Source organism: Streptomyces sp. rh34 (assembly GCF_002551245.1).
Classification (GTDB): domain Bacteria; phylum Actinomycetota; class Actinomycetes; order Streptomycetales; family Streptomycetaceae; genus Streptomyces.
Window position 1 is genome coordinate 1 of record NZ_NTGZ01000255.1, and the last position, 10,750, is coordinate 10,750.

The window sequence follows — 10,750 nt, forward strand, 5'->3', positions numbered from 1 at the left end:
ACCCAGCTACCAGGCCCGCCCATTCCACCTCTCAGCAAACCACCAACACACCAGACCAGCCGCCTCACCGAACACCAACAAACCCCCCTCCCAGCGTTACGAGCCTCGTCGGTGGGCTGGTGACGGGGCGTCGGGACGGATTCGCGAGGACTGGACAACCAGGTGGCGGGAGGCTGTGGCAGCACACTGCGACGCGGCGGGGTAAGCCGCGCAGCCCCTTACTCCTTTGTTATGGGGCGGAAGGCGCCCGACGTCAGACGGGAGTTGGGGCAGATTCGCGGTGGCTGGACAACCGGGTGGTCAGGACTGGTGGGAGCACTCTGCGGCGGAGCGGGGTTAGTCCCGCAAGTCCCGCCGGGCGGGCTGCTGACACCACCGTGACGGGGCGGGGCGGTGGTGGGCGACAGCGCCACAACACCGACTTCACCGCCCCGGTGATGGTGCCCGCAGGCACCACGACGGTGAGGGCGAGCACCAGGTGCTCAGTCAGTAGAAATCAGTTGCGTCGGTCCCCCGCCCACTGCCACCTGGCGGGGCTTGCACCGGAGAGCAGGCAAGCCTGGCTCTGTTCACGAGAACGGACAGCACTTCGACGTCAGTTTCGGAGGCGGTTGGCCACTGGGCTCCGGCCTGAATGTTCACGACTTTGGGCAGCGGCCTACGGCTGTGAGGGCTTGAGGATCGTGCAAATGTCGTCCGCACTGCAGGCGGCGGGGTCAGTGGTTGCTGCGCGGGCTGCGAGGTNTTTGGGCAGCGGCCTACGGCTGTGAGGGCTTGAGGATCGTGCAAATGTCGTCCGCACTGCAGGCGGCGGGGTCAGTGGTTGCTGCGCGGGCTGCGAGGTCGCGGAGTGCTTCGCGGGTGGCGGCGAGCTCGGCCACGCGTCGGTCGATGTCGTCCAGGTGCTCGTGGATGAGGTCGGTGACGTGGGTGCAGGGTGCGTGGCCGTCGTCGCGCAGGGTGAGAATCGAGCGGATCTCGGCGAGGGTGAGGCCGGCGTGCTGTGCGTCGCGGATGAACGCGAGTCGGGTCGCCGTGTGATCGGGGTAGTCCCGGTAGCCGCCCGGGGTGCGTGGTGGTGCGGGCACCAAGCCGCTGTCCTCGTAGAAGCGGATGGTCTTGGTCGTCAGCCCGGTGTGGGCGGCGAGGTCGCCGATGCGCATGTCTCCAGGCTAGCCCTTGACCTTCCAGTGCACTGGAAGGTCTACCGTCGGTGCGAGAGGCGAACGACAGGCTTGGAAGGACAGAGCGGATGCAGATCACGGTGCTGACGGTGGCGGATTGCCCGAACGCGCAGCCCGCGCTGGAGCGGGTGACCGCTGCGTTGGATGGACGACAGACTCAGGTGGAGCTGATCGAGGTGGCCGATGAGGCCGAGGCCGCCCGGTTGGGCATGTACGGGTCGCCGACGATCCTGATCGATGGCACCGACCCGTTTGCGCCACCTGGGGCTGTGCCGAGCCTGTCGTGCCGCCTCTACAGGGACGCCGACGGCACCGTGTCGGGCCTGCCGGACGAGTCCGCCCTTCGGCAGGCCCTCGCCGGGGCGACCCCACAGGCTCGTGCTGCGGGGACCTCGGACTGCTGCACCCCGCAGCCGCTGGACGTGGTTGGTCGGGCCGGCCGCGGGCGCCGCGCACCTGCCGAGAACGGCCTACGCACGGTCCACCAGCAGATCCTGCGCCACTTCGCCGCCACGGGAGCTGCTCCCGACGCGCAGATGCTTCAGTCAATCGCGGCCGGGGCCGGGAGGAACGCTACGGAGGTGATTGGCGAGCTGGCCGACGAGGATTTCCTCACCCTGGACGAGACCGGGAACATCCGCGCCGCCTACCCGTTCTCCGCCTCCCCCACCCGCCACAGGGTCCGCTTGGAAAGCGGTGTAGAGGTCTGGTCGATGTGCGCCATCGACGCCCTAGGCATCCCCGCCATGCTCGGCCAGGACGCGGTGATCTCCTCCTCCGACCCGGTTAGCGGCGACCCCATCACCGTCACCTTGTCCACCGGCAAAGTGTGGTGGGAACCGGCCACCTCGGTGGTCTTCGTCGGGCAGCGTCCCGGAGGCGGGCCCGCCGCATCGGCCTGCTGCGACGCACTGAACTTCTTCACCGACGCCGCGAACGCCCGCGCCTGGACAAGTCAGTACCCCGACATCCCCGGTCAGGTGGTCGACCAGCCGACCGCCGAACGCATCGGCCGACAGACTTTCGGCCCCCTACTCGCCCCTTGAAAGCCACGTCGCACGCAACGACACGAGGGCATCTTGGTAGCGGATCCGCTGTGGTCACCCATTGCCGGTACTCGGTGCCTCCCGTTCTCGTGAACACCGACTTCGCCTCATGACGGGCGCCTCCCAAAGACGTGAACAACCGCTGTCGTAACTCGTGAACAAAGCCACGGTCAATGGGAGCGCCTCTCCCGGTATGCCTGGAAGACGCACAGGACGAAAGTCAGGGTCAGGGCCCCCCATCCACCGATTCCGCCGAGGAACGACCCGGTGGCGTCCATCGCTGCCCGCGCGTTGGGGCGGTCCACCACGAAGACCGTCAGGGTGATGGGGACGAGCACGAACATGCCCACCGCCAGGAGCCACACAGCCCACGGAGCGAAGACGGGCGGCGGCGCGGCCGGCGCGGGGGCCGGAGTCGTCGGGTCGGGCGTCGCGGGAGAGGCGATCGCCGTCATGACGAACACATTCAGGGTGCTGGGGCTCGACGGCTGTTGCATGTATTCCTCTGTTCGGTCGGTCGGTGCGACTCAGGCCAGGGCGCACGGGGGTAAGGCGGTGGCGGAAAGGAAGGGCCTCCCGTCCCGGGCTGCCGGGGGAGGTGTGCTGCTGGCGGTCCATCGGCGAGGCGAGCGGCGGCTCAAGAGGGTGTGCCGGCTCCCGGTGCCCACGGTGGGGCAGCGATGGGTTAGCGCCACAAGGCTGTCTGTCACACCGTCGCGGTGCTCCCTTCCTTGTGCGACGGCTGTGGACAGAAAAAGACCTCCCGTCTCTCCGGCTGACGGAGAAAGAGAGGCGAACAGGGTGGGAGGCGGCTATCCAGCCGGACTCCCCAATATGGGGCTTGTGAGTAGAGCGCCACGGCGTGGCCATGGGGCGTGCGTGGTGGGTCGGTTTCTCCTTCGGTGCATACGGGATGGTGCGATGGCGATGGACAGTAAAAGACCTCCCGTTCCCGACAGGTCTCAAGCGTTCGGAAGGGAGGCATGCTCAGAACAGTCGGCTTGTTCACTCGGCTCGGGCGAGCGGGCTGACTGCCTAGCCGTGGGAAAACGTGGGTTGAGGATCACGGCGGAGCGCTATCAAACCATGCCTCCCGGACCAGATCAAGGAAGTTCGTGTCCGCCGGCAGAGTTCGTGCCCGCCCAGCGATTTTGCAGAATGGATTGGGAAGAACCTCCTTGTGTTGCAAGGGAGTTGAGGCCAACAAGCCCAAGTGGACGCTTGTTCGATCATTCACCCTGCCTCGACATAAGTCCGCCGCCGCCGGCCCACGGGACGAGGGAGCGCGATGAGGACCGGGGTGACGACGAGCACCAGGAGCAGGGACACGGGCAAAAACATCGAGCTCCCTTCGAGCGGATACGGGAGGGCTTCGCCCCTTGGGTCCGGGAAGGCACCATCAACAGGCCTCCAAGGCTGCTAAGGAAGCGAAATGCCTATCTGCCGTCAACCACCCTGGGGAGCGGTTCTCTGGGGCGGGACGCAGGGGTTGTGGCAGCACACTGCGACGCGGCGGGGTAAAGCCCGCAGCTCTCCCCATAGTTATGGGGCGGAGCCGCTGAAATGTGAGGTGGCGCTCCATAAAGAATCAGTTGCGTCGGATACACGGTGGTCGCCCGGGTGTGGCAGCACACTGCACTGCGCCGGGGTAAGCCTCGCACCCCCTGCACTTGCCCTCAAGGGAATCGGGGCGGTCCTCAGCGCCTCCTCGAACTGCGGGCGGACCCTGATCCGGGTGCTGATCTTCTCGCTGAAAATCTTGTCGCTGCTGATGCCGAGTGCCTTGTACGGTCGAGTCACTGTTGGAGCATGAGGTCGAGCTGTCAAAGAGGTGTGTTTTGAGCCGGATTTTGGACACGCACGAAATGGTGGTCAGTCCCAGCTACCGTCTATTCGGATTGATGGACATGAGTATCGAGCCGTATGGGCTGGATCCGGATGATGCGCATTGGCTTCTCACCGTCCCTGGGCTGACATTCCCCAAGTGCCATCGGCAGTCATTCAGTCGGCGGTGCGCCTGGATAGCTGGCCCGGTAAACCTCCGGAAAATCCTGCCAATTGGTTCGGCCGGGAAGAAGTGGAAGTGGAACTTCCCACCGGAGAGCTCGGAATTCACACCATCGATGGCGGGGTTCAGGATGTCCCTTTGATCCTCCCCTCGGCTGGGCTGTACGAGATGCGTTGGCAGTGGATGTTCAATGGGACTCGATGGCCTTTCCTGTCACCGATTGGAGGAGCGCGCGCATTGCCAGTCCCGCCTGGCCAGGAGAGGGAATTGAAAGATAAAGATCAGCACTGCCTTGTGCAGATATGGCGCACGCTCGCCTATACATAGAGGGAATGAAGGACTGTGGGGCCGAAGTGCTTCGGCCCTCGCCGCGCTCCGGTCCTGCCGGCGGGCCACCGGGCACCTCGCACCCCGGCAGGACGCAGTGTGGGGCGAGGGAGAGGCGATAATGCCGGTCGGGCAGCACATGGCGAACCTCCGGAGGAAGAGCGGCCTGGGGAAGGACCCGAAGCGGGCGCAGGAGCGCGCACAGCAACTGGCCGCGGTCGATGAGGACTGGGACTGCCCGTGGCCGCTGCACTGGCAGCGGCACTACCGTGTCCTCGCCGACCTCGTCGACGCCGACGGCATCCTGCCAGCCATCGAACCGGGGGTTCTGTTCGAGGGCGACGACCTGGGCAAGTGGCTCCAGCGACAGAAGAACCCGGGCACCTGGGCGCAGCTTCTCCCCGAACAGCAGGAGCGGCTGGCAAAGCTGGGCATGCAGCCCGCTGAGAGCGCGTCTCCCGCCCCGGCGGCCGCTCGTACGACGGAAGGCCCGAGCAAGGCGCAGGCGGCGTTCCAGCGAGGGCTGGCGGCCCTCGCGCAGGGGGTGGAGCGGGAAGGCGCGGACCGGCCCGTACCAAGGGGGCACGGTGAACCGGTCACGGTCGACGGCGAGGAGGAGCCGGTGATCGTCAAGCTGGGCGTATGGATCTCCAACACCAAGACCCGCCGCGACAGACTCACCCCCGAACAACGCGACGCGCTACGGGAGCTCGGGGTGAAGTGGGCCGTGTAGCGTCCGGTGCTGGTTTCAATAGCAAGTCGCTTCCGCATCGGCAGACATCACCCTCAGAGAGCATGTGCACATGAGAGAAGTACGCAAGAGAATCATGGCCGTATCCGGAATGCTGGCGGCTGTCGTCCAGGACGGCTTCGAGTTCCCGGCAGGAGTGGGCTCTCGGTGATACCCCAGATCCAGAGGGCGTGTTCGGGTGGCCGGACACGGGTCGCCCTCCGCGTTCCCGTCGTACTGATGACTCTCGTCGCCGGCGCGGTGGGAACCGCCTCCTGTGGCCAGGGCAGCCCCGGCGTGGCATCGCCACCAGCGCCGAGGACAGTGGCACCTCGTCCCGAGCCGTCCGCAACACAGACCCTGCCGCAGACTACCGATCTGCCCAAGCATGCGGTGACCAGCGACAAGAAACCCATGCTCAGTCCGGGCAGGACGATGGCCACGGGATACACCGGGAATATTTTCCTCACCGGGCTGGCAAACGACTGGAATGTCCGACTCGAAAAGCCCGTCGAGCAGGAAATGCCCGACGGGAAGATGAGGACGTACGTTCACGGGCGCGGCAAGAGCGGGATGACCGTGTCGGCCGGCTACGCCGATCGCAAGAACATGTCCTCCCTGCTGTGCAACGCGGGTACGAAGGAACCAGACGATTTCGAGTTCCTGGCTTCCTGCACAGGTCTCGACGTCGCCGGGATCGATCATGCCAAGGCGTCCTCGTGGCTCGACCGGGCGAAGAAGGAGACCGACTCCCTGTACGAGAAGCAGGTGACCAAGACGGGGATCGAACAGGAGTACGTTGTCAGCGGGGTGCTGGTTTCGGGCCCGGTGAGGATGGTTCTGCACCGCACATACGGGAGGTATTCACTGAGGATCCTCGGAGGCGCAGCGGTGTAGAGGCATCAGCAGGATTCCGGGGTCAAGGCCCCTCGCCGACCTCGCAATTGGAGTGGGAAGCGCAGGAACCGGAGCGCGCGGCGCAGCTCACCGCGATCGCCCCGGACTGGAACTGCCCCTGGCCGCTGGACTGACAGCGCCACCACCGCGTCCTCGCCGACCTGGCCGATGCCGACGGCCAGCTGCCCGGCGTCCTCATGGACGGCGACGACATCGGACTGCGACTGGAGCAGCGGAAGGCCGGGCACCTGGGCGCGGCTCCTGCCCGAGCAGCATGAGTGGCTGTGCGTGCTGGGCATCAAGCCCGCCCAGTCGCCGTCTCCTGCCCCTGCGGCGGGCTTGCGACGAAGATCGCACCGGAGGAGACCGGCAGGGATGGCGACGCGCCCTGCCGGGCCGAGGGGGAGCCGGGTGTTGCCGCGGGCTCGGCGCCTTCCTCGGGTGCGCTGCCGCAGATCGCCGCGGCGTTCGAGGACCTGGAGCGGCACGGCCGGGTTCACGCGCCGACGACCTCTGTGCTGGGCCTTGCACACGCTGCTGGGCGATCGTGTGCTTGAGCGCACCGCGTTGCTCTCCGAGCAGTTGTGCAGCGCGGACCCTGGGGTGCGCTACGACGCGATCCGTATGGCCAGGGTGTTGATCGGCCAGTGGCGTGGGGATCACTCCGGCCTGGTGGTGCTGATCGCGGGCTGTCTCCTGCCCGAGGACGCGTACACCTCGGCTGCGGCAGCGGAGGCTCTCGGGGCTCTCGGGCCCGTGAGCGAGCCGGCGCGGGAGGCCCTCGCCGCCTATGTCGAGGCGGCCCGTGCGGAACACGGGCCGCGCGTGTGGGCGGCCCGGGAGCAGCTGGTTCGCCGCGCTTACCAGGAAGCCGTCAGGGCGCTGGCGTGCCTGGGGGATCTGCGGGCGCTGCCCTGTGTGCTGGAGGCGCTGTACGAGGGCGCCGAGGCCTGGCGTGCTGTGCAGGTGGCCGGGCATCTGGGCGGGGCAGCCGGTGACCTCACGCCGAGGCTGTCGAAGCTCCTGGCGGAGGTGGACTTCGCAGACTCGTCGCAGTCGATGAGTGCCAATGCTCTGGTGTCTGCCCTGCGGGAGCTGGCTGATCCGGCGGCTGCACCGGCGCTGACCACGGCCATAGTCGCGGCCGTGCGCGAGGAGCAGTGGCATACGGCCGCGTCCGCCCTGAACGCTCTTGCCTCCTTCGGACGTGAGGCCGCCTTCGCCCTGGAGGTGGTCCGCCCGTTGGCCGACGTAGATGTTTTCAACGGGCTGTAGTGGCCCCACTTGAACGAGTTGTTCTGGCCCCACTTTTGAGCCGTGTGGGTGAACGCTCTGAGGGGTCTGCGGGAGGAACGGATTGTTCTGGCCCCACCCTCGATCGGGTGACGTTTCCTGGCCGTCCTGGGACGGAGCCGGATCATGTCTGTTGGCCCGGGTTGGTGGCGGTAACGTGTGATTCACGACGCCCGCCCGGCCGCTTCCCCTGACAGGAACGCGAAAGGGCGGGCGCGGTGTTGTGGCGCCCGCCCGGTGGTTCGGCTGAGGTTGTCGGCGTAAACACCAATCTGCACAGGGCGGTACGAGTGAACGTGCTCAGCCCGTCAGGTCGTACTCGTCGATGTCCAGGAACGCTCCAGTGGCGGCGAGGAAGTCCAGGACCTCCTGATCAAGATGCCAGCCGAAGAGGTTGGGTTCCTCCTCGGCACGCAACTGACTGTCCTTGCTAGGCTCGTCGGCCGCTCTGAAGTAGCGCACTACCTGCAGCGTTGCGGCTCTGCCCGCCCCAGGTCCTTCGCCCAGCCGCCTCGCAAGACTGGCGATGCGGTCCGTGTGTGGCCGGAGCCGGTCCAGCACATGGGCGATCTGCTCATCGACGCGCAGACCCGGCTCCCGACACACGACTTTCCACCGGTGGCACACAGGTATCGCAGGCTGGACGATGCGGCTTCCGCGCACCTTCGTTTCATCGGGCTGGATACCCAGCAGTTCCGTCATCTCCTGCGCGGTGGTGCGCTCACTGGACAGAGCGAAGTAGACGTACTGATCAAGAGGCATTTCGGAAGAGTATCCGTGCATGTTTCCCTGTACCGCGCTGAGCACATTCACGTGTACGCCGGCAAAGGTCAGGCGGCGGCGGTGGCAGCCTTGCGCTTGGCGGTGGTGCTGGCGAGGCGGAAGGACTGGGTGCCGGTCTCGATGATGTGGGCCTCGAAGGTGAGCCGGTCGACGATTGCCTGGCGGAGCCGCTTGTCGGTGAAGGTCTGGTCCCACTCGGTGAACGGCCGGTTCGACGCGACGGCGATCGCATGTCGTTCCTCGCGCTCAGTGAAGATCTGGAACAGCAGCTCCGCGCCGTGGCGGTCCAGCTTGACGTATCCGAGCTCGTCCAGGCAGAGCAGGTCGACTCGCCCGTACTTCTTGATCGTGCGGCCCAGCTGCTTGTCGCTGGCGGCCTCGGCCAGCTCGTTCACGAGGTTCGCCGCGGTCGTGTAGCGGACGCGGCCGCCGGCCTCCGCGATGGCCGTGCCCAGGCCGATCAGCAGGTGGGACTTGCCCGTTCCGGAGTCACCGATCAGGCAGAGCGGGATCCCGGCCTGGACCCAGGCGGGCTGCATGAGGGTGTTGATGACCTCCTGCGGGATATTCGGGTTCTTCGAGAAAACGAAGTCCTCGATCCGCTTCGGGCGGGGGGAAGTTGGCCTCCTTTACCCGGCGGACCTTGCGGCGGGCGTCGCGGTCCTCGCACTCGCTCTCCAGGAGGTCCGCGAGGAAGTCCGCGTAGGACGCCTGCTCGCGCAGGACCTGGGCGGCGAACTCCTCCCAGCGCGCGGACCCCGGACAGGCCAAGGCTCCGGCAGGCCGCGTCGATCGCCTCTGACGGGTTCGGCCCGCGTTGGCCGGGCAGGCCGAAGGAGCCCCACCGCCCTGTGTTCGCAGGGGCGGTGGCGGTGCTCTGCGTCATGCTGAGCCTTTCGGCTGAACAGAGAGCAACTGGCCGTAGGCGGCCAGCGATGGTTCGGGCCGGAGTCCGGCGGCAGGGCAGGACGCCACTGTGGCAGCGTGATGACCTGGGCCGATTCCGGTTTGGGTTCCGCCGGCTCCGCGTGTCGGGCTCGGCTGCGACCGTAGTGACGGCGGCTTGCGGGGCGATCACGACCGGTGGTGGACCACCCGCCGCGGCGACCGCTTTGCGGGCCTCGATGGCCACCAGGTCCGGCGAGACGGAACCGGCCTCCAGGACCGCTTTCATGCCCGCGACGACTGCCTCGTCGGGCAGCCGCCGGTGAAGCAGCAGGACCTCGATCAGCGACCTGGTGCCTTCCGAGCGTCCCCTCGACTCCCGGGCGGCTGCCCAGAACGCGTCGTGGGTGTCGGTGAACTGCCCACTCTCGCGGGCCGCGGCGAGCCCGGTGGAGTGCTCCAGGGCGCCGGGCTTGTGCCGCAGGATCTCCAGGTAGTGGTCCAGCAGATCGCGGAAGCCGTAGCGGCCCGCGAGCCGCGGATGGCGGACCACCAGCTTGTTGCGCTCGAAGACCCAGACCTCGTCCGCCCGCAGCGAGACGCGGACGTACGTGCCGATGAAGCGGGCCGGGACGGAGTACTTGTTCTGCCGAACGTTGATGCGGGAGGACTTGTCGACCTTCGGCGTCAGCGTCAGCCCGATGTCGAACTCCTCGAACGGCAGCGGGGCCAGCAGCGGGGCCTCGTAGTCGAAGTCGAACCCGACCGAGGTGGGCCGGTTGTCGATGTGCCGGACGTCCTCGGCCACCTCAATCTGCTCGATCTTCTCGTTCAGTTCCGCGAGCGTGTCGACCTCGGGAACCGGGACCAGATGCGAGCGGCCGAACCGTCCGCCCTCGTGCTCGACGCCGCCCTTCTCGTGGGCGCCCTCGACGCCAGGCCGACAGTAGAACGCGTCGAAACCGTAGTGCGACCGGAAGGCCACCCACCTCTGCGACTCCACCCCGCGAGCGGCCGAAGCAGACCTGCGAGACCGCGGGCTTGAGGTTGTCGTAACGGATGTGCCGGGTCGGGATCCCGCCCAGGATCCGGAAGGCGTCCACGTGCCCCTGCATGAAGGCTTCCTGACCGGACGTGGAGAACACCCGGTGGACCGCCTTGCCCGAATACGACAGCCGCAGCGTGAACAACTGGCAGGCCATGGGCTTGCCGTCGACCCGCACCCAGACCTCGGCGAAATCGACCTCCGCCTCCTCGCCGGGCCGGTGAAACTGCGGAACCATGCCCTCGGTCAGCATCCGGGCCCGCTCGACTTCCTCGCGGATCTGCGGCCGGCGCACTCACAGGTAGTCGTTGAGCGTCGTGTAGGCGACCACGAAGTCGTACTCGTCCCGCAGCCGTTCCATGATCCGCTTGTTCATGTGCCGCTGCTTCGGCGGCGCGGTCAGGTCCACGCGCGTCACCGACTCCACGGTTCGGCGCTCGGAATCTCCTCTGAATCCACGGCGACTTGATCTGTCCCGGCGGCCAACAGACCCGTATGCTACGCGCATAGATTTGGTGCGGACATGTCATTCCATCGCTGTCCTTCCTCTCG

8 protein-coding genes and 3 pseudogenes are annotated in these 10,750 nt (G+C 67.0%); 4 read left to right on the forward strand and 7 right to left on the reverse strand.

Going from position 1 to position 10,750, the window contains the following annotated elements:
* Window positions 1-758: 758 nt before the first annotated feature.
* Window positions 759-1,163 (reverse strand): heavy metal-responsive transcriptional regulator, encoded by a 405-nt coding sequence (locus tag CR470_RS31015; RefSeq protein ID WP_097870807.1) that lies wholly within the window; start codon window positions 1,161-1,163, stop codon window positions 759-761.
* An 89-nt stretch (window positions 1,164-1,252) separates the two neighbouring features.
* On the opposite strand from CR470_RS31015, the gene merB reads away from it, so the two are divergent.
* A complete protein-coding gene (merB, locus tag CR470_RS31020) occupies window positions 1,253-2,230 on the forward strand; it encodes an organomercurial lyase (protein ID WP_097870808.1) in 978 nt (325 codons plus the stop codon).
* 170 nt (window positions 2,231-2,400) lie between these two features.
* Here the strand turns inward: merB and CR470_RS31025 are convergent, their stop codons facing one another.
* On the reverse strand, window positions 2,401-2,727 hold the full coding sequence (locus CR470_RS31025; protein ID WP_097870809.1) for a hypothetical protein: 327 nt from the start codon (window positions 2,725-2,727) through the stop codon (window positions 2,401-2,403).
* 1,875 nt (window positions 2,728-4,602) lie between these two features.
* Between CR470_RS31025 and CR470_RS31035 the strand changes: the two are divergent.
* Both CR470_RS31035 and CR470_RS39845 read left to right on the forward strand, forming a co-directional pair.
* Window positions 4,603-5,298: pseudogene (locus tag CR470_RS31035) on the forward strand (helicase associated domain-containing protein); the annotation flags it as partial.
* Between the two features lie 390 nt (window positions 5,299-5,688).
* Window positions 5,689-6,192 (forward strand): hypothetical protein, encoded by a 504-nt coding sequence (locus CR470_RS39845; protein WP_179892430.1) that lies wholly within the window; start codon window positions 5,689-5,691, stop codon window positions 6,190-6,192.
* Window positions 6,193-6,197: 5 nt separating this feature from the next.
* Here CR470_RS39845 and CR470_RS41510 read toward each other — a convergent pair whose 3' ends face one another.
* Window positions 6,198-6,440: a hypothetical protein gene (locus tag CR470_RS41510; RefSeq protein WP_179892431.1), complete on the reverse strand. Its 243-nt coding sequence runs from the start codon at window positions 6,438-6,440 to the stop codon at window positions 6,198-6,200.
* A gap of 301 nt (window positions 6,441-6,741) precedes the next feature.
* Between CR470_RS41510 and CR470_RS31050 the strand changes: the two genes are divergently transcribed.
* Window positions 6,742-7,467: a hypothetical protein gene (locus CR470_RS31050; protein ID WP_179892432.1), complete on the forward strand. Its 726-nt coding sequence runs from the start codon at window positions 6,742-6,744 to the stop codon at window positions 7,465-7,467.
* Window positions 7,468-7,785: 318 nt separating this feature from the next.
* Here CR470_RS31050 and CR470_RS31055 read toward each other — a convergent pair whose 3' ends face one another.
* The 4 genes and pseudogenes from CR470_RS31055 to CR470_RS40830 all read right to left on the reverse strand — a co-directional run bounded on the left by CR470_RS31055 (window position 7,786) and on the right by CR470_RS40830 (window position 10,616).
* Window positions 7,786-8,247 (reverse strand): DUF4279 domain-containing protein, encoded by a 462-nt coding sequence (locus CR470_RS31055; protein WP_097870812.1) that lies wholly within the window; start codon window positions 8,245-8,247, stop codon window positions 7,786-7,788.
* A gap of 68 nt (window positions 8,248-8,315) precedes the next feature.
* Window positions 8,316-9,154: pseudogene (gene istB, locus CR470_RS31060) on the reverse strand (IS21-like element helper ATPase IstB).
* A 531-nt stretch (window positions 9,155-9,685) separates the two neighbouring features.
* Window positions 9,686-10,156: pseudogene (locus CR470_RS41515) on the reverse strand (Mu transposase domain-containing protein); the annotation flags it as partial.
* Between the two features lie 337 nt (window positions 10,157-10,493).
* Window positions 10,494-10,616: a hypothetical protein gene (locus CR470_RS40830; protein WP_257138972.1), complete on the reverse strand. Its 123-nt coding sequence runs from the start codon at window positions 10,614-10,616 to the stop codon at window positions 10,494-10,496.
* Window positions 10,617-10,750 lie beyond the last annotated feature (134 nt).

What these genes read in the sequence shown, in the direction of transcription:
- merB (WP_097870808.1), top strand. Translation starts at nt 1,253, where the DNA reads ATGCAGATCACGGTGCTGACGGTGGCGGATTGCCCGAACGCGCAGCCC.
- CR470_RS31015 (WP_097870807.1), bottom strand. Translation starts at nt 1,163, where the DNA reads ATGCGCATCGGCGACCTCGCCGCCCACACCGGGCTGACGACCAAGACC.
- CR470_RS31025 (WP_097870809.1), bottom strand. Translation starts at nt 2,727, where the DNA reads ATGCAACAGCCGTCGAGCCCCAGCACCCTGAATGTGTTCGTCATGACG.
- CR470_RS31055 (WP_097870812.1), bottom strand. Translation starts at nt 8,247, where the DNA reads ATGCCTCTTGATCAGTACGTCTACTTCGCTCTGTCCAGTGAGCGCACC.